This window comes from Faecalimonas sp. (genome assembly GCA_029264305.1).
Classification (GTDB): Bacteria; Bacillota; Clostridia; order Lachnospirales; family Lachnospiraceae; genus Faecalimonas.
This window is the reverse complement of sequence record JARICA010000015.1, coordinates 1-23,045: the sequence shown is the minus strand read 5'-3', so window position 1 is coordinate 23,045 and position 23,045 is coordinate 1. Positions and strand designations below refer to the sequence as shown.

Below are 23,045 nucleotides of genomic sequence, written 5' to 3'. Positions count from 1 at the left end.
TTTAGCAAATTACAAAGTCCTTTGAGTTACATTTTACCTTATTTAAAGAGCAATGAAAAGGAAAATATTGAACAATGAACATCAATCATGTATACTATAGAAAGGAAAATGAAGGAGTCAATGAATGTCTATGGAATCAAACAAAATCCCAGAGGAATATTCAAAGGAACAAAGAGAGGAAAAGAAGGAATTTTCCTTTTTACAAGAGACAATAAAGTCGGAGCAGATGACAGGCAGAAAATTGGCAGGTCGCGTGATTATGATAGTGGCTTGTGGGCTTCTTTTCGGCTTGATGTCATGTGTTGGTTTTTTTGCGCTAAAACCATGGGCAGAATCGATATTTCATCAAGACACAAAAAAAGTTACCATTCCAAAAGATGAGGAAAAGAAAGAACAAATAACAAAAACAGAACAAGTGCAATCAGATACCCGGGAGATGAATTTAGCTAACCATGAGCAATTAAATGAAGCTTTATTTGAAGTAGCAAAAAGAGCAGAAAGAGGCGTCGTGGAGATTAGAGGAATTCATGGGAAAGAGGGATGGATTAAGGAAACATATGATACCGTGAATAGTGTATCAGGTGTGATTGTTGCAGATACCGGAGCGGAAATTCTTGTTTTGGCGGATAATGGTGTGTTAAAAGATGCAGAAAGTTTAGAAGCTACATTTTGTGATGGAAATACATACAATGTAGAAGTGAAAAAGCAAGATAAAAACGTAGGTATTGCCATATTTCGAGTGAAAAAGGCAATACTGAAAAGCACAACAACTCGTCAAATTATAACACTTAAGCTTGGAAATTCTAATTTAGTGACGCAAGGAGATACGTTAATTGCGCTTGGAAAGCCATTTGGATATTCAGATGCGATTAGCTATGGCATTGCAAGTGCAGTGGGTAAAAAAATTTCTTTTGCTGATGGGAAATACCATATGATTTTATCTGACATTGCTGGAAGTAACAATGGTAGTGGTATTTTTGTTAACACAGCAGGAGAAGTTGTTGGATTAATTAAATCTAATTTGTCAGGAAGTGGGAATGTATCTACAACAACAGCATTGGCAATTTCCGATTTAAAAACAGAAATTGAACTTTTATCAAATGGGAAAAGTGTTTCGTATGTAGGGATTACTGGAGCAGAGATTACAGAGCGCATAGAAACCGAACAGGGTTTACCACAAGGTTTGTATGTTAAAAATGTAGAGGCGGATTCTCCGGCGATGGCAGCAGGTATTCAATGTGGAGATATTATTACAAGTGTAGGAAGAACAAAAATAACTACGCAAGAAGAATATCAGAAATCTGTTTTAGAGAGTACGCCAGGAACGCAGATAGAATTAAATGGGAAAAGAAGAAGTAACAATGGATATGTAGAAATTAAATTTAATGTAACGGTTGGAAGTAAAGAATAGAAAGAGGAAAGAAATGAAGTATATTAATACATTGCATGAAGGGGAAACAGTTAGGGATATTTATTTATGTAAGACAAAACGTTCAGCGGAAACAAGAAATGGGAAACCATATGATAATTTACTTTTGCAGGATAAAACAGGAACGTTAGATGGAAAAGTATGGGATCCAAACTCAGGTGGAATAGCAGATTATGACGAAATGGATTTCATTGAAGTTTTTGGAGAAGTGATTAGTTATAACGGGGCTTTACAGTTAAATATCCGTCAAATTCGAAAAGCATTTGAAGATGAATATAATCCGGCAGACTATATGCCTACGAGCGAAAAAAGTGTAAATGGAATGTATGATGAGCTACTTGGCTACATCAAGAAAGTAGATAATGTATATTTACGACAAGCGTTAGAATATTATTTTGTTCAGGATGAAGTGTTTATCAAACAATTTAAAGGACATTCGGCTGCGAAAACAGTACATCACGGTTTTGCTGGAGGATTGTTAGAACATACATTAAGCATTGTGAAATTATGTGAGTACTATGTGGGAGCATATCCTATTTTGAATAAAGATTTATTGTTTACAGCAGCAATTTTTCATGATATTGGAAAAACAAAAGAATTATCAGCATTTCCAGAAAATGATTATACAGATGACGGCCAATTATTAGGACATATTATAATAGGAGTGGAGATGATTCAAGATGCAATTCGCACGATTGATGGTTTCCCACAAAAAATAGCCAGTGAATTAAAACATTGTATTTTGGCACATCATGGAGAATTAGAATATGGTTCGCCAAAAAAACCAGCACTTGCTGAGGCTGTTGCATTAAATTTTGCCGATAGTACAGATGCGAAGATGCAGACGTTAACGGAGATATTTAAAGATAAACAAGGAAGCGAATGGCTTGGATATAATCGATTGTTTGAATCTAATTTAAGAAGAACAAGTTTGTAAAAAGTGTGAACGGGGACGTAGTAAAATTGAGAAATGCTATGTCCCCGATTGAAGTTTATTGTATTCCAAAATGAAGGAGTAAGTATGAAAAAGAATGAAACGGCAGTAGTTAAAATAGAAGATATCGGTGTGAATGGTGAAGGAATAGGGAAAGTTGATGGTTATACACTTTTTATTAAAGATGCCATTATTGGAGATGTTGTAGAAGCTAAGGTAATGAAGGCGAAGAAAAATTATGGTTATGCTAGACTGATGCGTATTTTAGAGCCTTCAAAAGATCGTGTGGAAGCAAAATGTCCAGTTGCAAGGCAGTGTGGAGGGTGTCAGATTCAAGAACTTTCTTATGAAGAGCAATTAAGATTTAAAGAAAAGAAAGTTAGAGGGAACTTGGAAAGAATTGGAGGATTTGCTTCAGAACTTTTGGATTCGTTGATGGAAGATATTTGTGGAATGGATAATCCGTTTTACTATCGAAATAAAGCGCAATTTCCATTTGGAACAGATAAAAATGGTCAGATTATAACTGGATTTTATGCAGGGAGAACGCATCAAATTATTCCCAATAGGGAGTGTTCTTTAGGACGTAAAGAAAATGAGAAAATTTTAGATATTATTGTAGATTTTATGAATGAATATCATATTAGTGCCTATGATGAAACTACAGGAAAGGGACTTGTGCGCCATGTTTTAATTCGATTTGGATTTACTACAAAGGAAATTATGGTTTGTCTTGTAGTAAATGGGGATAATTTTCCTCACAGCGAAAAATTGGTGGATAACTTACGAAAAATTGAAGGAATGACGAGTATTACTTACAGCATTAATAAGGAAAATACAAATGTGATTATGGGAAAAAATATTCGTTTATTATGGGGACAGACCTATATTACAGATTATATTGGAAATGTAAAATATCAGATTTCTCCTCTTTCTTTTTATCAAGTGAATCCAAAGCAAACAGAACAGTTGTATCAGTATGCACTTGATTATGCAGGACTGACTGGTGAAGAAACTGTATGGGATTTATATTGTGGAATTGGCACGATTTCTTTGTTTTTAGCTCAGAAGGCGAAAAAAGTGTATGGTGTGGAAATTGTTCCACAAGCAATTGAAGATGCAAAACGAAATGCAAATCTTAATGAAATTAAAAATACTGAGTTTTTCGTGGGAAAAGCGGAAGAAATTTTGCCGGAATATTATGAAAATTATGCTAGAGAGCATGATGGTGAAAAAGCGTATGCAGATGTGATAGTAGTGGATCCTCCACGCAAGGGTTGCGATGAAACATTACTTTGTACAATGGTGGAAATGAGTCCAAAAAGAATTGTGTATGTGAGTTGTGACTCGGCTACTCTTGCAAGAGATTTAAAATATTTGTGTGAGAATGGATATCGTTTGGAGAAGGTTCGAGCAGTGGATATGTTTCCGAATACCGTGCATGTGGAGACAGTCTGTTGTTTAGAAAGAGAAACAGTGTAGAAATCTTTAATTTCAGATATTTTTCAAGCATACAGTCTTGGCGAGTGAGGAGAATAAAATCAGAAACTAAATATTTAATTTGAGGGGGACTTGTAAAAAGTATTCCCCTTTTCAATGTAAGGCGTTTAGAAATGAGCGCCTGTTTTTTAAATTAACTATTAAATTTTATTTCAAAACATTATCGAATATTTTATGTTTTTTACTTGTTTTTTAGATTTGTTTAGAATATATAGTTATTGCATATAAATAAAGTTCTTGATTCATATGTTTATGTGTAGTTGTATTGCTAATGGCACATTGCTTTCATAGCCATCTTAAACAAAATAAATTTTTATGATTATCAATGAATCTATACGTCATTAATTGATTTCTAACGCAAAGAATGTCGCTACTTTTTAAGAAAACAATTGTTTCCTCTTTCTCGTTAAGAAGTTATACTTGTGGTATAAAGTTGTTCTTCTGTACTGGTTTATCCATTAGCTAACAGTACTATTGTCAATAAAAGTAGAGGGAGTAGAAATCAGAAATATGAATTGTCTCTTGATAGTTGTTGAATAAAGCTTGATTTGAAAGCAGTAAAAGAAATGGTTTTATTTATTCGTGGGTGCAATAACAATTCAAATCAATACATAAAAAGTCAATGAAATACGAAGTATTTCTGCAGAAGATATTCATGACTTACAGATTTGCTTGGAAGAAATATAGGAAACATTTAAGGAGATACAATGAATACACAGCAGGCACCAGTAAAAACAGGAATGTTGGATTTTTTGCGTATGAGCTCTGGAAATCAATTGGTAATTCCCGTGTATCAGCGTAATTATACATGAATTGCCAATAAGGAAGTAAAACAATATTTTGAAGATCTTACCTATGTTGTAAATGGAACTTATGATAAAGAAAATGATATTATTAAAGAAGAAGTCGATGGACTAGCAAACTTTTTTATAAATATTTTCGACTCCAAATTAAGGATTGTCTGAAATTAAAAAAACTACCGCCAATCCTTAATTTGGAGTCGTTTTTATATAGATTTATGTAGTTTACATTCTCATAATTTTAATTTTTTGACTTGAAATACTATAATTTCTTTTTTATTTTTTTAAGAACTTTAATATTAGTATTATTATAAGTACCACTATAATAATGGAACCTATCACTGCAACTACTCCAGTCATATATTTTCAATTTCCTTTCTGTTTGATTTAATAAATTGTTAAAAATTGTAAGTAACTTTTATATCATTATTTTTCCCTGTCACTTTTCCTTGTAGACATCCATTAAACTTAACTAAATCCAAAAGTGTCGTGATGTTCATTGACAATCTAGCATATGTTGAAATCTTAGCAAGCTTATCATTGGAATAGGAACAACCAATAGTCATAATTTTCTTATTATATGCACTAATACATTTATTATTTGATACCTTCATATAAAAATGACAATTGATTACGCCGGATGTATATGATACTTTCCATGTACGAACAGATTTCCTTTCTGGTGTTGCTACTTCTGTAATTTCGAGAATTCCTTCATTTCCCTTGCTATCTACTACAGTCTGAGATATTACAGAATCATTGGTTATATTTTCTGTAGATAAAACAATTTGATTTGTGTTCGACTTTTCTGCAGCTTTAACAATTGTAGTGTTAGATATCCCTGTTGCTACAACTAATGTTGCTAATAATCCAACAAAAAATTTTTTACTTTTTCTCATTTCTTTTATTCCTTGCGGATTCATTGAATAATATAAGTTCCTTATGAATTTCTTCTCCTTTCTGAATATATTTTGAAAGTAAAGCGATGCCTCGTTTACAAATGCACCATAAACCACTAAACAAGATAATCCATATAATAACAATTACAGTTGTCGCAAGAAAATGTAGTTGATAACTTATCATAAGAATCATAGTTAGTATAAAAGATATGATCAAAACTGTTTTGATATATATTTGCTTTTTACATTTTTGATTTATATTTCTGTCAAAATCCCGTTGAGTATTGCGTTTGCTTTCTGGCTCGTTTATATCTCTAATCAAGTAATCTAACGAAACATTAAACAAATCACTTATGTGAATCATATTTTCTATATCTGGAATAGCACTTCCGGTTTCCCATTTAGAAATAGTCTGACGTGATACCAGCATTTTTTCAGCCAAATCTATTTGTGTCATACCAGTATTCTTTCTTAACTTTTGCAATTTTTCCTTAAACTGCATTTTTGCTCCTTTCAATGGTTTCAATATAGTGTTTCTATTTTCTAAAGTAAACCATTTGTAGTTTACATCTATGCTACTTTCAGTTGCAGAAACTATTTTGTTTTCATAGCATTAGGATGAAACTGTCATTTATGTCCTTCAATATATTTTAAAACTAAAAATAAGCGGTGTAAATGGAAAATAACAAAAAAGTGAAAGTTAGGTTGCTCAAATATGAGTACCAGTATATTGTCTGGTGGATATAAATAATGAAGTAGCTACAGAAACCTTACACTTGACGGTTCCTATAAATCATAGTATGATTTTATATACTAAATTTAGCAAGAATGGAGGCAATGTTTTATGAAAAAGGCAGGATTTATTGATCTCGATTTCTCTTTGTATTTTGAACCTGAAGGCGGTATCAACACCCCAGAGGAATTCACAAAGGAACTTATGGATTGGGCTAGAAAAGAAGAAAAACACTTGTGTATTTTGGAAGAAACAATGGAGCCAATTATTGATTTGGACGGCGAAAAATATGTGTGTAAACTGGCTGATGCAGAAGTGGCATCCCAAAATAATCCATTGTGGAAACTTTTTTGTAAACAAGGTGTTAACCATTCTGTTGGTAAATTGCTAGGTTATAAGTGGGTATATCTTTATAAAATATAAATAAAGGAAAATAAGAAGTAGTATTTATTTTCGGCTGAGAATGAATTATCTCAGCCGAAAGTGAATACTATTTTTCTTTTTTTAATAATTTCTTATAACTAAATTCCATGCCAAAAGCACCTAAAGGAGCAGTGATTAAAATTGCAACGACAGCTATTGTTAATACCATATTACCACATGCTAGTCCCATAGATAGAGGGATTCCACCAATGGCAGCTTGTACAGTCGCTTTTGGGGTGTATGCAATCATACAAAAGATTCTTTCTTTTATGGTAAGGTTTGTTTTCAATAAGCAGATGAATACACCAAACATTCTAAATAAAACAACGCCTAAAATTAAAATAATAGATACAATACCTGCTGATATTGCATATTTTAAATTTACAGTAGCCCCAACTAATACGAATAAAACAATTTCAGCTACAACCCAAAGTTTATTGAATTTCATAGACAATCTATTTGCAACAACTTCACGTTTTTTTTGCAAGGCAATACCAATTGCCATAACTGCAATTAAAGAAGAAAAAGGAATTATATTTGTAAATGCATCTTCAAGAGTAACCAGAATAAAAGCAATACACAAAATAATTACCACTTTAGAAGTATCTCTAATATGAATCTTTTCAAAAAAACTTGATAAAATGATTCCGATAACTCCACCGATAACAACGCCCATAACAATAGAAAGAGGAATATTAACAAAACTTTTAATAGAGAAACTATTTCCTTGTGCAAGACCTGTAAATGCAGTGAATAATACAATTACAAATACATCATCAACAGATGCACCGGCAAGTATTAACTGAGGAATACGGTGTTTTTGTCCGTATCCATTGTCCATAAGTTTTAACATCTGTGGAACAATTACAGCGGGAGAAACGGCTCCAACAACCGTTCCCATAATTGCAGCATCTAAAATAGATATTCCTAGTAACTTGGGTGCTAATATAATCATTCCTAAAATTTCAAAACAGGCAGGGATAAAGCACATTAAGATGGCGGGACGCCCTACTTTTTTTAGATCATTTAAGTCTAAAGAAAGACCTGCTCTTGTTAAAATGATTATTAAAGCCATTTTTCTTAAATCAGCAGATATGCTTAACAGAGATTGGTCAATCATATTTAATAAATGTGGACCGAGGATTATACCTGTTAAAATCATTCCAGTTAAACTGGGAAGATGGATTTTTTTGCATAGCCATCCCATAAACATTCCTATTAACAATATTAGTGCAACACTCATTAACATATTTTTATTTCTCCTTTTTACTTTATTTAGACACAAAAAAAGTTGATAATTTCTGCCTTTAAAAATGCAGAAGTCATCAACTAGTAATAGTGGTTTTAGTTTATTCACTATGGGAGAACTTCATTCCCTATGAGAGAATGATAGCAAAAGCAAGCATGTTTTGTCAATACTTAGAATAATATCATTTTCCATTGGTTTTATGTCTGAATTATGGAAAAATAAAAATGTTTGACACAAGAAAAACTGAAGTTTATAATGAAACGAAATAATTATTGTTGAATGGGTGTTTAAAGTGAAAAAAGATTGGCAAAGGTGTGATAAAGTGAGATATATTAGACAATATTTTGGCATGCGTAAAGAACTTTATATTTTATTTTGGGGTAGGGTTGTAACAAATATGGGGGCACTTATTTGGCCAATGATGACCTTGATATTAAAGAATAAATTGGGGTATTCGGCATCGCAGATTGCAAGTATTCTTATTATTCTTGGTATTGCACAATTTCCTTTTACAGTAATAGGTGGGAAATTAGCAGATCGATACAATAAAAGAAATTTAATTATTCTATGTGATATGGTAACAGTTATAAGTTATTTTATATGTGCATTTTTGCCAGCATCAGAGAAATGGATACCACTTTTGGCTTTAGCGGCTATTTTTGCACAAATGGAATGGCCAAGTTACGATGCTTTAGTAGCGGACTTATCTTCGTCAGAAGAAAGAGAAAAAGCATATAGTTTGAATTATTTAGGAGGAAATCTAGGATTGGTATTAGCACCAATAATAGGCGGATTTTTATTTGCAAATCATCTTTCGCTTGCATTTTTAATCAGTAGTTTTGCGACACTTTCCTCTACTGTATTGATTTGGATTTTTATTAAAGATATTACACCAGTGAAAACTGAAGCAACAGTAGAAAAATATGAAGGAACTCGAGATGGAGATAGTGTTTGGAAAATTTTGAGGGAAAATAAATTGTTGATTTTATTTATGCTATGTGGAGGGGTTTGGACGTTTGTTTATAGACAATTAGATTTCCTTATCCCTTTAAATCTAGAACAATCTTATGGGGAACAGGGGGCAGTTTTGTTTGGCACACTTACAAGTGTAAATGCGTTAGTTGTCATTGTTGGAACACCGATACTTACAAAGGTTATGGAACGTGTACGAGATGTGGAACAACTTTTGATAGGACAAATTTTGATTACACTTAGTCTTTCGGTATACGCAATTGTACAAAATATTTTTATTATTTATTTTGTTTCTATGGTGGTTTTCACAGTTGGAGAGATTAGTACTACACTTGGAAATAATCCTTATTTGACAAGACGTATTCCGGCATCTCATAGAGGAAGGTTTTCTTCTTTTTATACAATGGTTGCGGGAGCGTTTCAATTAGGAGGACAGAAGGTTGTTGGAAGTATGGTAGATGCAATGGCGTTACAAACAGTATGGAAGTACATAGTAGTTGTCGGTATATTGAACATAGTAGGATATCTTATCTTGTGTAGAAGAGATAGAAAGATCTTTTCGCTATTTTATCAATAAAAAGAGTTATAACATAAAAGAATGCTCCGATAGGCATATGCCTATCGGAGCATTCTTTTATATATATTCTAGTCGTATTTGTTCATCCAGTTAATAAGTTCTACACAGTAGTCATCATGTCTATCTACGAAGCAAGTATGTCTTGCACGTTCCCAAAGAATCCATTTAGAATTTGGAATTCCATCTGCCATTGTTTTAGCGATGACTGGAGAGCAAAGATCTGAGATACCACTACAGATTAATGAAGGGATTTTAATTTCTCCAAGTCTGTCGATGTATTCAAAGTCTCTAAGAGTTCCTGTAGGTGCAAATTCATTTGGACCCCATCCTTCAACATAAGATTCAGAACCTGATTTTTTAGGTCTCTTACAACATTCAGGAACATCATCACCAAGCCAGTAGTTGCAGTATCTATCCATATATTCAGCAACAGCTGCATCGTATGCTTCTCCTGTGAAGTCGCCTGTTTCAAGTGCGTGGTTGATAGCATCTTGCATATCTTGTGGCATCATTTTGATACGGCGAAGTCCTTCTCTCTCCCAAAGAGAACTACTTGGGTGTCCACTGGAAATGATGAAACTTTTAACCCCTTCTGGTTTGTAGTCTAATGCGTATGCAATTTGCATCATACCACCCCAAGATTGTCCGATAATGTGACATTCATCTAATCCAAGATGTTTTCTTAATGCTTCAAGTTCGTCTAACCAAACTTTTTGATTCCAAAGTTCAGGATGTCCATCAAGGTAAGAGTTACCACAACCAATTTGGTCGTACATAACGATCATACGATCATCATCATCAGCAACATTGTCTAATACTTCATAGTAATTGTGAGTAGAACCTGGTCCTCCGTGAAGACAGATTAAAGGTGCCTTTCCATTATTTTTTCTTTCGCCAACTATTCTATAATATGTTTGATATCCAAGATATGGCATATATCCTTCTGTAATTTTTGCCATGATTTTTCTCCTTTCTGACAAGTTTTTCACTAATATCTAGTATAATACATTTTTGTTAAAAATGCATCAATTTTTGCATATATTTTTTGTGAAAATGAAATTGGGTTCTAATTTCACGAAAGACATTCAGAATGATGAAAGAAGAAAAAAGAAAAATTGTGCAAAGTAAACAAAGAAACAAGAAAATAGTACAAAAAATGTTGACAAATGAACAAAAATAGAATATATTCTTATCAAATTATACAGTGTATGAACGTAGTAAGGAGGGATTGAATGAAGAAAAGAGTTGTAGCAAGTATGTTGACAGTTGCAATGCTTGGAATGTCGTTTAGTGGTTTGCAGGTGCAGAATGTACAAGCAGAGGAAAATTTGGGAAAAGTGGAGATGCATGTAGTGGCAAAAGAGGGAGGATATGATCAAGTTTTGTCAGATTTACAGTTTAAGAAAGCAGATCCAGCCAAGAGTAGTGGATATGTGAAGGTATATCCAAAAGAAAAAAGACAGACCCTGTTAGGTGTTGGTGGAGCGATGACTGAATCAGCAGCATATAATTTACAAAAACTAAGTAAAGACAAACAAGAAGAAATCTATGAGGCATATTTCGGGGAAAGCGGTGCAAAATATTCTGTTTTACGTTCAACGATTGGTTCAGCAGATTTTTCTACAAGATCCTATAGCTATAATGATACAGAAGAGCCTGATCCACAATTAAAACACTTTAGCATCGAAAAGGATTGGGATTATATTATTCCGGCGGTGAAAAAAGTGCAATCATATAGAAAGGATATTAAGTTTTTTGCGGCACCATGGGCGCCACCAGCATGGATGAAACAAAGTGGGGTTAGAAGAGGACAGACAGGAACAGCAGGGTTGAATCTTGTAAACAACTCAGTTAAGCCAGAATATTATGAAAGTTATGCAAATTATTTTGTAAAATATATCCAAGAATATAAAAAAGCGGGGATAGATGTGTATTCATTATCAATTCAGAATGAAGCGCAAAACAATCCAAAATGGGAGGCTGCCACATGGTCTACAGATGCAATGATTAATTTTGTAGGAAATCATCTTGGACCAGCATTAGAAAGAAATCATTTAGATCCAAAAGTGCTTATTTGGGATTGGGATAAAGGAAACGATCCAATGCATCATGATGGTTTTGTGAAATTTAATACGAAAGTATTAAGTAATGAAAAAGCAAGAAAATATATCGACGGGATTGCATTTCACTGGTATGCAGGAGATTTGTGGCACGAAATGGAAGGTGTCCCAATGTGGTCAAAAGATTTTGATAGTTTGGACAAAGTGAAAGAAAAATTCCCAGATATCCATTTATATGCTACAGAAGCCTGTCAAGAAAAAGGGCCATGGTTTGGAAGTTTTGATCCAGCAGATCGTTATATTTATGACATTTTAAATGATTTTGAACATGGAACAGAGACATGGATTGATTGGAATCTTTTACTTGATAGACAAGGTGGTCCAACACAGGGAGTAGTGAATAAATGCCATGCGCCAATCATGTTAGATGAAAACAATCAGGTGCACTATCAGCCTTCTTATTATATTTTAAAACAAATTAGTCGTACAGTACAGCCAGGAACAGTTAGTATTAAAACAACAACAGATACAGATATTGCGAAGACGGCAGTTATGGATGATGAAGGAATGGTTTCGGTTATGCTTGGTAATGTTACTGATCAGGCAAAGACGGTCACTGTTATAGATGATGACAGAAGTGTGGAAGTTACATTACAGCCACATTCATTAACAACCTTGAAATATAATAGTGATTACCAACCAGATGAAGAAATTGATGTGACTCTTCCTGATAGAGAGGTTAAACCAATTGCTGCAACAGCAAGTAGCTACGAGAAAAATCCAGTTTATAACTATCAAGCATCTTCAGCTATTGATAATAATATGAAAACAAGATGGGCAAGTGATTGGACAAATCATGAAAATATTACCTTCGAATTATCATCAAGAGCTACGGTATCCGGCATACAGTTGTATTTTGAAAATGGATATGATGCATTGTATCATATTCAAACATCTGATGATGGGAAGAATTTTAAGACAGTCAAAACGGTAATGATAGAGGAAATGAAGTCTCCAAATGTAACGGTAAAATTTACACCTACAAAAGCAAGATATGTAAGATTGCAAGGGGTTCAAAGAAATAACAAGTACGGATATTCGATTTATGATGCAAAGGTTTTTGTAAAATAAGGAATAAAGAGGACGTGATTTTTGAAAATCACGTCCTCTTTAAAGTTTCTTTTCAATCATCTTCCTGTATTTTCCGGGAGGCATATTAATTATTTTATAAAATAACCTAGAAAAATGTTGGGCATCGTTTAATCCAATTGATAATGCAATATCGATAAGTGGCATATCTGTTGAACTCATTAGTTGGATTGCTTGGTTAATGCGATAAATATTAATATAGTTGGCAAGGGTTAGATTCATGTGTTGTGAAAAAAGCTTACCAAGATAACGTGTAGAAATATTTAATTCCTTTGCAATATCAGGAATAAGAATTTTTTCGTGAAAATGCTCGGCAATATATTGGAGAGTATAGGAAATATACCGGTTTTGTATATGCACGCCTGGGGTTAACGGTTCATCTTTAGAAACTTGTTCTAAAACATAAAGCATTAATTGGGCAACATACAAATTGTTGGATATAGCAGAGTAGGAATGGGGTGTTTGATAAACACTTACAATAGAAGTCATTAAATTAAAAAGAGTAACATTTGATGTTTGCTTATAATAAAAATTAGAATGAAATGATAAAGCGTCTGATAAAGATATAGAAAATTCAGGCGTTTTTTTAACTAAAATATGAGCAAATAATTCAGGTTCAAAATGTACATGAAGAAATTCACATTTCTCTTTCTCAGCTACTTCAAAAGAATGCACTGTATTTGGTAAAATCATAATGAAATCATCTTTTTGGCAAAAAATATCTTCTCCATTAATGTTCATTGAACAAGTTCCTTGGGTGATTAAGTAGGCTTCAAAACTGGTATGAATATGACGTTCAAAGAGATAAGGACCTGAGTGGCTTTGTAAGCAACCACCTGAAACAGCACAGGCGGAAATATCAAAATAATCCATTGTAGACCTCTTTTCTGCCATGAAACTGGCGATTTTTCTATCTACAGTATATAAAGAAAAAATGGCAATGTAAAGAAGGAAGTTCCGAATTATACAAAAAGAAGAAAACTTATGGTACATATATACAAGCATTTTTTGAAAAGAAATGATATGATAGAAGTATAAACAAAGAAAGTGATTAGGAGAAAATAGATTGAAAAAGAAAAAAATGTTGGTAATAAGTACTTGTATTATCATTATTATGATTGGTATTTTGGTTATAAGTCAAAAAATGAAGCAAGAAGAAAAAGAAGATGCTTCTCAAGTGGTAACAACGATATCTCAAGAAGAATATAATTTTTATTGTGAAATTGTACAAAAAGATTATAAAGGGAAAGACAAGAAAAAACTGGAAAAATTAACAAAAGAATATGCAGAGAGTGTCTATGCACAATATGCACTTGGACAAAAGTATGGAGTTTGTGAACCATATTCATATGAATATTTGAAAATGAAAATGGAGACAGAAAATCAACAGCGAAAGGCAAAACATGAAGCTGGAGAAGTAGTTTATGGCATATTAGAATACAAATTAGACGGGTATTTACAATATCAGTTAAGTAATGTAAGGCTTTCTGTTATTGATCAGATAGTAAAAAGTAGTGATGAAAAATTAGAGAAAAAGGCAAAAGAATATTGGAAAGAAAATCAGGTTAAATTTAAAAGAATTGATTCTGTGGAATATCAACTTGGTCAAGAAAAGAAAACTGTGACATGGAAAGATTTTCCTACATTAGAAAAAATAGATAGTCAGTTATTTACATATTTATATGAAGGCAAAGAAGGAGATGTATTTTCTATTGAAAAAGAAGGTGATACAATCCAAGGGAAAATTATAAGAAAAACAATGAAAAACCCAAAGTTTGAGGAAAATAAAGTGGAAATAATTAAAAATTATGTTGCAACGGTTTATTATGATAAATTGACTGAGGAATTTAAGAAAGAAAATATACTTGAGTATGAATAAAACAAAAATAGAATTCAAACTATTTTTGATTTAGGATAAAAGATAAAAAGGAGGAAAATTATGAAAGGGAAAAAAGTAAAACGTCTTATTGCGATTGCATTAGCAACAGCAATGACAGTAACGATGTTTCCGGAAATAACACCGGGAAATCTAAGTGCAGGAAAAGTGAAAGCTGCATCTACGGTAACAAATGAAAATTTGTTAAAGAATCCAACTTTTGAGGAGGACAAACCTTTTACAGAACATTCAGAACAAAATCAAAATAATAAAGTAGGAAATTGGTTTAATTTTCAAGATTCTGTAAAAAAAGAAAAAGGGAATGCACATGCAGGGGAATGGGCAGCATCTTTAGAAAAAACAAATGATGCATTAGAACAGGATATACCGAATTTGCAAAAAGGGGCAACTTATAAAGTTTCCGTATGGGCAAAAAATACAAATCCAAATGGAACAAAAGCATATTTATGTGTGAAATCATATGGTGGAAGTGAAAAGAAAGTTCAGATTACATCTTCAGACTATAAAAAGTATGAAGTAGAATTTGTTTACACTGGAGATAGCACAGGAAAAAATACTAGAACAGCAATCTGGGTAGAAAGAGCAAATGCAGGAAAGATTTATGTGGATGATTGGTCTTTTACAATCTCAAGTGATTTAAAAAGTCTTAGTGTAGAAAATGGAATGTTAACTGCAAAGTATAACGAAGATTATACAGGGAAAATTAGTGCAAGTGATTTTGATTTTTCTTATACATCTTCATTGGACAGTGAAAAGGTAGAAAAATTAGAAATTACAGAAGAAAATGTAAATGGAAAAACATTAACAATGAAATTTGCACCAATTGCAAAGCAACCTGTTGAACAAAAAATTACTGTAACAGCAACTTATAAACCTAAGAAACAGCCATTAGAAGTTGATTTTACAGTAGCACCATCTGGAGAAGCCGTTACAGAAGCAAAATTAGTAGGAATATCAGCAGAAAACGGGAAAGTAATTGGAAATTTAGATGTAGTTCCAACAGTAGCACCTGCGAAAAAAGATTTTTCTTTAGAATATAAAGTAAATGAAGGTGTATTTACTAAAGCAGATATCAAAGAATTTACATATGACAAAGCCAATAAGAATGTATCTTTAACATTTGAGAAAATTTCAAGTGCAGTGAATGAAAAAAAAGTAACTGTAAAATTAACTTATAAAAATGTTGAAAAGACAGCACAATTTGTTGTAAAACTTGGAAGTGGCGTAAAATATTATGTAGATGCAACAAAGGGTAAAGATTCAAATGATGGTACAAGTCCTGAAAAAGCATGGAAAAGTATTGATAGAGTAAACAAAGAAACATTCCAGCCAGGAGATCAAATCTTATTTAAAGCAGGAGAAGAATGGACAGGGGCATTAAAACCACAGGGATCAGGTGTAGAAGGAGCTCCTATTGTGATTGCAAGCTATGGAGAAGGAGCAAAACCTCTTTTCAAACCAGGAAAAGACTGGAAAATATCTCATATGAATATTGCAAATAAAGTGGTTTCTTCACCTACAGTAAATAATATTATTACATTTTTCAACCAAGAATATTGGGAAGTAAGAGATTTAGAGCTTTATGATCCAACATATAGTCAAAATGCTCAAACTAGAATTTTCCGTAGAGGAATTAATGTTTCGGCAGAAGATGCTGGAGATTTACATTACTTTAAATTTGATAATTTAACAATTCACGGTTTTAGAGGACCTAATGATAATGACGGAAAATCATCTGGTGGTATTATTATGACAGTCAATACAAACCTTACGGATGCATCTAAACGTGTAAGAACTGCTGTTCATGATATTAGTGTTACAAATTGTGAAATGTATGATTTGGGAAGATCTGGAATCAACTTCATTTCTCCTTGGACAACAAGAGAAGGTGCTGAATGGAATAAATATGGACGTTTTGATTATGTTGGAAAAGGAGCATGGAAACCATATGAAAATTTCCGTTTGAGTAATAATACAATTTATAATATTGACGGAGATGGAACAATTGTAGATGGATGTAAAGATGTAATTGTAGATCATAACACAGTATATCGTACAGTATTAAATTGTTGGTATGGAGTTGGTTTATTCAACTGGAATTCAGATAATGTTGTATTTGAATACAATGAAGTATATGAAGCATCACCTGCAGACGCACTTTTAGGAGCTGGAGATGGACAGGGAATAGAAATTGATGCTTTAAATAAAAATACTTTAGTACAGTACAATTATTTACATAATAATGCAGGTGGAATATTTATGTGGTGTTGTACAGCAACTTTAAGAGGATTTAATGGAATTTACCGTTATAATATCAGCCAGAATGATGGAGCCAAACATGGAGTAATTGACTGGAGACCAGGTCATGAAGGAAGTATGGCTTACAACAATACTATTTATTTAGACAATAGTGTAGAAAGAGAATGGTTGAAAAACGGATATACTGGTGGAAAGAGCGAAGCAAAATTCTGGAACAATATTATTGTAAATAGAGGAAAAATGAAAGCATCAAACTTTAATGAACAAGAAATTGATTACGAAAGAAATATTTTTGTTGGATTTGATGCAGTTCCATCTAATGATGAAACAGTTATACAAGAAGATCCTATGTTTGTAGCAGAAGGTACTGGTAGTAAAGGAATTGATAGTTTAAAAGGTTACCAATTACAGAAAAACTCTCCAGCGATTGATGCGGGAATTCATATCGAAAATAATGGTGGAAAAGATTACTTTGGTACAAAGTTAAGCGATGGTAAAACGGATATCGGTGCAGCAGAATATGTAGAACCTACACCAGAAAAACCAGAAAAACCAGAAAAACCGGAGGAACCAGAAAAGCCAAGTAAACCAGAAAAACCAGAGGAATCAGAAAAGCCAAGTAAACCAGAAAAGCCAAGTAAGCCTCATACAGAAAACACACAACAGACAAAACCACAAACACAAAATGAGGTTGTAAAAACAGCAGATGTATCTCCTGTTTTGCCACTTTTGGTTATGTCATTTATGGCACTTGGAGTAGTTATTTTCTTAGAAATGAAAAGAAAAAAGAATAAATAAGAAATAAACGGAATAAAGACTATTGCGAATAAGAAATACTTATAGCAATAGTCTTTTTTGTTAATTCGCCCATTGACACTTTTCTGTATATATTTTATTCTATTCAAAACAAATTAATTAAAGAAAAAAGGAGAAGATATATGGGATTTTCATTTGACGTAAGTGTACCAATAGTTACGGTGTTTTTTCAAGGATTATTGAGTTTCTTTTCGCCATGTGTATTGCCGTTAATACCGATTTATATTAGTTATTTATCCGGAGGAACGGGAGTAAAAGGAAAGGATGGGAAGATACATTTTAAAAAGAGTAAAGTAATGCTTCATACGTTGTTTTTCGTTTTGGGAATTAGTTTTACTTTTGTCGTTTTGGGATTAGGTGTTTCTGCATTTGGAAGTTTTTTCAAAGAGAATCAGCTGATTTTTGCAAGAATTGGAGGCGTTCTTGTTGTAGGATTTGGATTGTATCAATTAGGTGTTTTTGGAAAGAGTTCTTTACTTGGAAAGGAACGAAGATTGCCAATGAAGGCAGATGTTCTTGCAATGTCTCCAATCGTTGCGTTTATTATGGGATTTTCGTTTAGTTTTGCATGGACACCATGTGTTGGTCCAGCACTTGCTAGTGTACTTTTAATGGCAGCATCTGCGACAACAAAGTGGGCTGGATTAGCATTGATTGGTGTTTATACGATTGGGTTTGTTCTTCCTTTTTTAGTAGTGGGATTATTTACAACTACTGTCCTAGAATTTTTTAAAAATCATATGAATGTAGTGAAATATACAGTGAAAATAGGTGGAATATTAATGGTCCTTATGGGATTGTTGATGTTTACAGGGAAAATGAATGCATTTACTGGATATTTATCAGGAACAACTTCTAAGTCGGAAGTAAAGAAATCGGAGAAGGCATCCGAAGAGAAATCGAAAGAAAAAGAAGATGAAAAAGAAGATGAGATGTCTGCTATTGATTTTACTCTGTATGATCAATATGGAAAAAAACACTCTTTATCAGATTATAAGGGGAAAACAATTTTCTTGAATTTTTGGGCTACATGGTGTCCGCCATGTAAAGCAGAAATGCCACATATACAGAAACTTTATGAATCTTATGGCGATGATGGAGAAGTAGCTATTTTAGGTGTTGCTGCTCCGAATTTTGGGAATGAGACAGATGAAGAAGGAATTAAGGCATTTATGAAGGAAAATGGATATACTTATCCTGTTCTTATGGATACAACAGGGGAATTATTTATGCAATATGGAATATCTTCTTATCCGACAACATTTATGATTGATAAGGAAGGAAAGGTTTTTGGATATGTAAGTGGACAGTTATCAGAAGATATGATGAAAAGTATTATTCGTCAAACAATAGAGGGGAAACGTGAATAAAAGTTAGGAGGGATTGTTATGCCAGCACTTTATGCACATAACCAATTTGGAAATCGTGTTTTACAAAAACTTGATGTAAAGAAAAGAGCGTTTTTATTGAAAAACTTAAGACAATTTAGAATAGGGTTACATGGACCAGATTATTTATTTTTTTATAAGCCTTTATCACCAAATCCAATTAGTCAGATAGGATTTCAGATACATGAAAGACCAGCATCAGAATTTCTGGAATATGCACGAAAGGTGATTTGGGAGAATGGAACAGAATCACCAGAGTATGCATATATTCTTGGATTTATTTGCCATTTTGCTTTAGATAGTGAGTGCCATCCATTTGTTGCAGAAGAAATGAAGAGAACAGGAATTGGTCATGTAGAATTGGAAAGTGAATTTGAGAAGTTTTTAATGCGAAAAAATGGGGAAGATCCACTTTCCTATCCAGTAGGGAAAACATTTCCAACGGATAAGGATACAGCAAATTGTGTAGCGAAATTTTATGAAGGTGTGGAACCAAAGGAAGTGTATAAAGCGCTAAAGTCTATGCGAAAATATAAAAGTATTCTTGTAGCGCCAGGAAAGTTGAAAAGAACAATTTTAGATAAAGGGATGAAGTTGGTTGGTCAATACGATGCCCTTCAAGGACACTTATTTAAAGTGGAGGACAATCCAAATTGTATAGAAAGCAATGAAGGGTTGTATGAGCGATTTAAGAATGCGGTTCCAATAGCGGAATACCTTATTCAAAAATTCGATGCATATTTGGAAGGAGGCATATTGGACCAACGGTTTGAACGTGATTTTGAGTAGGAGGAGGAAAAGGAAGTGAAAGTAAAAAAATTAAATGTAGAGGACAATATAGGAATAGGTGTTTTCTCTTCGTCTTCGCCTATATCAAGTACAACACCTATTCGTTATATGAATGGGAAAAAATATTTAGAAGAAAAGGGCTATAAAGTTATCGATGGATTATTATTTCAAAAGAGAGATTTTTATCGTTCAGGTAGCATTTTAGAAAGAGCAAAAGAATTTAATGATTTGCTTTATCGAGATGACGTGCAAATTTTGATGTCCTCTATAGGTGGCAATAATACAAATTCTATTTTACCTTATATTGACTATGCCTATTTGAAAAAACATCCTAAAATGATTGTTGGATATTCAGATACGACAGCATTGTTATTAGCAATTTATGCAAAGACGGGATTGATAACATTCTATGGACCTGCATTGGCTGCATCTTTCGGAGAATTTCCTCCATTTGTGGATATGACATATGGATATTTTGAAAAGTTACTTCAACACAAAGAAGATGTATTTTCCTATCAACAGCCTCGATATTGGACAGATGAATTTATTGATTGGAGTATTCAGGATCGTTCTAAAGAAAAAAGAGATAATGAATGGGTGTGTGTGAATGAAGGGAACTGTATAGGCAGGATTATAGGAGGGAATCTGAACACGATAGAAGGATTTTTCGGAACAGAATATATGCCAGAAATACGAAAAGGAGATATTCTTTTTATTGAAGATTCATTGAAAGATGCTTGTACCATTGAGAGAAGTTTTTCGCTATTAAAATTAGCAGGAGTGTTTGATAGAATTGGTGGATTGATTTTAGGAAAACATGAAAAATTTGATGATAATGGGACGGGAAGAAAGCCGTATGAAATTTTAATGGAAGTAATTGGAAAAGCAGATTTTCCGATATTGGCAGAATTTGATTGTTGTCATACACACCCTATGTTTACTGTGCCAATAGGATGTATGGTTCAGTTAGATGCAACAAAAAAAGAGGTAACGTTGTTAGAAAATCCATTTGATTTGTAAAAAATTCTCTTTCATTTCAAAAACTTTTGCAGTTTAAAGCATAAAAACGTTGAAGAATTGCAGAAATGAAGTTATAATGAGTTGGAAGAAAATGAAAGAGGATTTGAGTATGAGAATAATTAGTACATTATATAATTTGATGTGGGGGGATTTGGTTACGATACCACTCCCAGGTGGAAGTTCTATAGGATTATCTTTGTTGGTAATGATATTAGTTCCAGTAGGAATCTTTTTCACAATTAAAACAAGATTCATTTTATTGAGAAAGTTTCCACATATTTTTCAGATTGTAAAAGAGCAGAAAAATGAAACACAAAAAAATAGTATTTCGGGTGTACAAGCCTTAATTGTATCAACAGCAACTAGAGTTGGAATGGGAAATCTAGTTGGAGTAGTAGCAGCAATATCAGCAGGTGGAGCAGGTGCAGTATTTTGGATGTGGCTTTCTGCTTTGATTGGTTCATCCACAGCATTTATAGAAGCCACATTGGCACAAATGTATAAAGAAAAAGATCCGTTATATAAAGGATATCGTGGTGGTCCGGCATACTATATACATGCATATATGACACAAAGAAAAGAGAGAAGATATAGTTTGATTGCTGTTTTATTTGCAATTTCAGGATTGGTGTGTTGGTGTGGAATTAGTCAAGTTATTAGTAATTCTGTAACAACTTCAATGGAAAATGCATTTCATATTCCTCCAATTTATACGACGATAGCACTTGTTTTGATTTCGGCAATTATTGTTTTGAAAAAAAATGCGACAGTGAAAGTATTAGATATTGTTGTCCCAATTATGGCAGGTGGATATTTATTGATCACACTGTTTATTATTGGGAAAAATATAGGAATGATTCCAAGTGTTTTTGGTAGAATTTTTGCAGAAGCATTTGGATTCCGTCAGATAGTAGCAGGTGGATTCGGTGCAGTTTTAATGAATGGTGTGAAAAGAGGACTTTTTTCTAATGAAGCTGGAAGTGGTTCTGCACCTTGTGCAGCTGCGGCAGCAGATGTAAGCCATCCAGCTAAAGCAGGACTTTTGCAAGCGTTTGGTGTTTTTATTGATACAATTGTTATTTGCAGTTGTTCTGCAATGATTATGCTTTTAGTACCACAGGCAAAAGTGGAAGGGCTTGTAGGAATGGAATTTTTACAAAAAGCAATGGAACATCATCTAGGAGAATTCGGAGTAATCTTTATTACGGTAACGCTAGTGTTGTTTAGTTTTTCTACATTTATCGGAGTACTATATTATGCAAGGTCAAATGTTGCATATTTGTTTGGAGATAATTGGACTTCCCAGACGCTTTATAAAATCGTAGCATTGGCAATGTTATTTGTTGGAGGTTTAGCTACATATACATTTGTATGGGACTTAGGAGATGTAGGTGTTGGCTTGATGACGATTTTTAATATGATTGTGTTACTTCCAATGTCAAAACAAGCGATAAATATGTTGAAAGATTATGAGAGAAAAGTATAAAGAATGGAGGAAATATGATATCTCCTCCATTCAGAGCGTAGACAAAGTTGGTGTTGGAGCGTTAGCTCCAACGCCACTTTTCTTTTTGGGGATAAATTTTTAGTTTTTTGAAAAATTGCACATACAAACTTTTAACATTGAATAAAAACTGACTATTCAAGTCCATTCTATCCATCATTTTTGCTAACTTCTTTAAATTCATGTATGCAAATGTAAGCACTGCTTTCATGTTCATTAGCGCTTTTCCTTTATATTGAGTATATCTGAAACCATCCACTTTCTGGATCAGTAACACTTGCTTTTTTGATTTTCACATTTTTAGCATTTTCAGATATGTTTTTATCATCGCTATCTACTAGGCCTTCACCTGATGATGTTGGAGGTGAATTATCATCCTCTTTGTTTTTGAATGGCTTTTTTCCATGACGTCGTGATCTGCATTGATTTCTTTTTGTAATTCTTCTTCATACCAGACTTCATACCAGAGTGCTTCTTGCACTGCAATTCGTTTTCGCATTTTTTTACTATTAGTTGTAGCTTATATTTCATGCACTGCTCTAATATATGTCCAAAGATTTGTTCAAATAAATCTGTATCTTTAAAACGACGTGTATAGTTTTTACCAAATGTAGAAAAAGGTGGAACTGAGTCATACATATCTAATC

18 protein-coding genes, 1 pseudogene and 1 riboswitch are annotated in these 23,045 nt (G+C 33.1%); of the genes and pseudogenes, 12 read left to right on the top strand and 7 right to left on the bottom strand.

The features are described from left to right. Positions 1 to 124: 124 nt before the first annotated feature. The 3 genes from ACY2U7_RS04130 to rlmD all read left to right on the top strand — a co-directional run bounded on the left by ACY2U7_RS04130 (position 125) and on the right by rlmD (position 3,845). Complete coding sequence (locus ACY2U7_RS04130; protein ID WP_461868057.1) at positions 125 to 1,411, top strand: S1C family serine protease; 1,287 nt, start codon at positions 125 to 127, stop codon at positions 1,409 to 1,411. 13 nt (positions 1,412 to 1,424) lie between these two features. Next, complete coding sequence (locus tag ACY2U7_RS04125; RefSeq protein WP_461811726.1) at positions 1,425 to 2,366, top strand: 3'-5' exoribonuclease YhaM family protein; 942 nt, start codon at positions 1,425 to 1,427, stop codon at positions 2,364 to 2,366. Between the two features lie 84 nt (positions 2,367 to 2,450). Next, a complete protein-coding gene (gene rlmD / locus ACY2U7_RS04120; protein ID WP_461815948.1) occupies positions 2,451 to 3,845 on the top strand; it encodes a 23S rRNA (uracil(1939)-C(5))-methyltransferase RlmD in 1,395 nt (464 codons plus the stop codon). Positions 3,846 to 5,061: 1,216 nt separating this feature from the next. Here the strand turns inward: rlmD and ACY2U7_RS04115 are convergent. Together ACY2U7_RS04115 and ACY2U7_RS04110 are read right to left on the bottom strand one after the other, a co-directional pair. Then, on the bottom strand, positions 5,062 to 5,562 hold the full coding sequence (locus ACY2U7_RS04115; RefSeq protein WP_461815947.1) for a DUF5626 family protein: 501 nt from the start codon (positions 5,560 to 5,562) through the stop codon (positions 5,062 to 5,064). After that, complete coding sequence (locus ACY2U7_RS04110; RefSeq protein WP_461815946.1) at positions 5,549 to 6,064, bottom strand: helix-turn-helix domain-containing protein; 516 nt, start codon at positions 6,062 to 6,064, stop codon at positions 5,549 to 5,551. The genes ACY2U7_RS04115 and ACY2U7_RS04110 overlap by 14 nt, the downstream gene beginning before the upstream one ends. Positions 6,065 to 6,406: 342 nt before the next feature. On the opposite strand from ACY2U7_RS04110, the gene ACY2U7_RS04105 reads away from it, so the two are divergent. Further along, positions 6,407 to 6,718 carry a hypothetical protein gene (locus ACY2U7_RS04105; RefSeq protein WP_461815945.1) on the top strand — a complete coding sequence of 104 codons (312 nt, stop codon included), beginning with the start codon at positions 6,407 to 6,409 and terminating at the stop codon, positions 6,716 to 6,718. Between the two features lie 67 nt (positions 6,719 to 6,785). On the opposite strand, the gene ACY2U7_RS04100 is transcribed toward ACY2U7_RS04105, so the two are convergent. Next, complete coding sequence (locus ACY2U7_RS04100) at positions 6,786 to 7,967, bottom strand: cation:proton antiporter (RefSeq protein ID WP_461815944.1); 1,182 nt, start codon at positions 7,965 to 7,967, stop codon at positions 6,786 to 6,788. Positions 7,968 to 8,027: 60 nt separating this feature from the next. Next, a riboswitch (Fluoride riboswitch) is annotated at positions 8,028 to 8,104 on the bottom strand. Between the two features lie 185 nt (positions 8,105 to 8,289). Here ACY2U7_RS04100 and ACY2U7_RS04095 point away from each other — a divergent pair. Then, positions 8,290 to 9,516: an MFS transporter gene (locus ACY2U7_RS04095; protein ID WP_461815943.1), complete on the top strand. Its 1,227-nt coding sequence runs from the start codon at positions 8,290 to 8,292 to the stop codon at positions 9,514 to 9,516. Between the two features lie 68 nt (positions 9,517 to 9,584). Here the strand turns inward: ACY2U7_RS04095 and pepI are convergent, their stop codons facing one another. Further along, the gene (gene pepI / locus ACY2U7_RS04090) at positions 9,585 to 10,475 is read right to left on the bottom strand and encodes a proline iminopeptidase (RefSeq protein ID WP_461811761.1); all 891 of its coding nucleotides are present in this window, start codon (positions 10,473 to 10,475) and stop codon (positions 9,585 to 9,587) included. A gap of 273 nt (positions 10,476 to 10,748) precedes the next feature. Here pepI and ACY2U7_RS04085 point away from each other — a divergent pair, with 273 nt between their 5' ends. After that, positions 10,749 to 12,707 (top strand): discoidin domain-containing protein, encoded by a 1,959-nt coding sequence (locus ACY2U7_RS04085; RefSeq protein WP_461815942.1) that lies wholly within the window; start codon positions 10,749 to 10,751, stop codon positions 12,705 to 12,707. A 39-nt stretch (positions 12,708 to 12,746) separates the two neighbouring features. Here ACY2U7_RS04085 and ACY2U7_RS04080 read toward each other — a convergent pair whose 3' ends face one another. Then, positions 12,747 to 13,598: an AraC family transcriptional regulator gene (locus tag ACY2U7_RS04080; RefSeq protein ID WP_461811759.1), complete on the bottom strand. Its 852-nt coding sequence runs from the start codon at positions 13,596 to 13,598 to the stop codon at positions 12,747 to 12,749. Positions 13,599 to 13,791: 193 nt separating this feature from the next. Here ACY2U7_RS04080 and ACY2U7_RS04075 point away from each other — a divergent pair, with 193 nt between their 5' ends. From ACY2U7_RS04075 to ACY2U7_RS04050, 6 genes are all read left to right on the top strand, one after another. Further along, positions 13,792 to 14,604 carry a hypothetical protein gene (locus ACY2U7_RS04075; protein ID WP_461811758.1) on the top strand — a complete coding sequence of 271 codons (813 nt, stop codon included), beginning with the start codon at positions 13,792 to 13,794 and terminating at the stop codon, positions 14,602 to 14,604. Positions 14,605 to 14,664: 60 nt separating this feature from the next. Next, positions 14,665 to 17,679: a right-handed parallel beta-helix repeat-containing protein gene (locus ACY2U7_RS04070; RefSeq protein ID WP_461811757.1), complete on the top strand. Its 3,015-nt coding sequence runs from the start codon at positions 14,665 to 14,667 to the stop codon at positions 17,677 to 17,679. A gap of 140 nt (positions 17,680 to 17,819) precedes the next feature. Further along, positions 17,820 to 19,067 (top strand): redoxin domain-containing protein, encoded by a 1,248-nt coding sequence (locus tag ACY2U7_RS04065; RefSeq protein WP_461811756.1) that lies wholly within the window; start codon positions 17,820 to 17,822, stop codon positions 19,065 to 19,067. Between the two features lie 18 nt (positions 19,068 to 19,085). Further along, positions 19,086 to 19,874 carry a zinc dependent phospholipase C family protein gene (locus ACY2U7_RS04060; RefSeq protein ID WP_461811755.1) on the top strand — a complete coding sequence of 263 codons (789 nt, stop codon included), beginning with the start codon at positions 19,086 to 19,088 and terminating at the stop codon, positions 19,872 to 19,874. A 15-nt stretch (positions 19,875 to 19,889) separates the two neighbouring features. Continuing rightward, positions 19,890 to 20,894, top strand: coding sequence for a S66 family peptidase (locus ACY2U7_RS04055; RefSeq protein WP_461811754.1), 1,005 nt, complete (start codon positions 19,890 to 19,892; stop codon positions 20,892 to 20,894). A 109-nt stretch (positions 20,895 to 21,003) separates the two neighbouring features. Next, complete coding sequence (locus tag ACY2U7_RS04050) at positions 21,004 to 22,380, top strand: alanine/glycine:cation symporter family protein (protein WP_461815941.1); 1,377 nt, start codon at positions 21,004 to 21,006, stop codon at positions 22,378 to 22,380. A gap of 61 nt (positions 22,381 to 22,441) precedes the next feature. Here the strand turns inward: ACY2U7_RS04050 and ACY2U7_RS04045 are convergent, their stop codons facing one another. Both ACY2U7_RS04045 and ACY2U7_RS04040 read right to left on the bottom strand, forming a co-directional pair. Next, the gene (locus ACY2U7_RS04045; RefSeq protein ID WP_461815940.1) at positions 22,442 to 22,615 is read right to left on the bottom strand and encodes a hypothetical protein; all 174 of its coding nucleotides are present in this window, start codon (positions 22,613 to 22,615) and stop codon (positions 22,442 to 22,444) included. A gap of 28 nt (positions 22,616 to 22,643) precedes the next feature. After that, positions 22,644 to 23,045 (bottom strand): annotated as a pseudogene (locus tag ACY2U7_RS04040) (hypothetical protein); the annotation flags it as partial.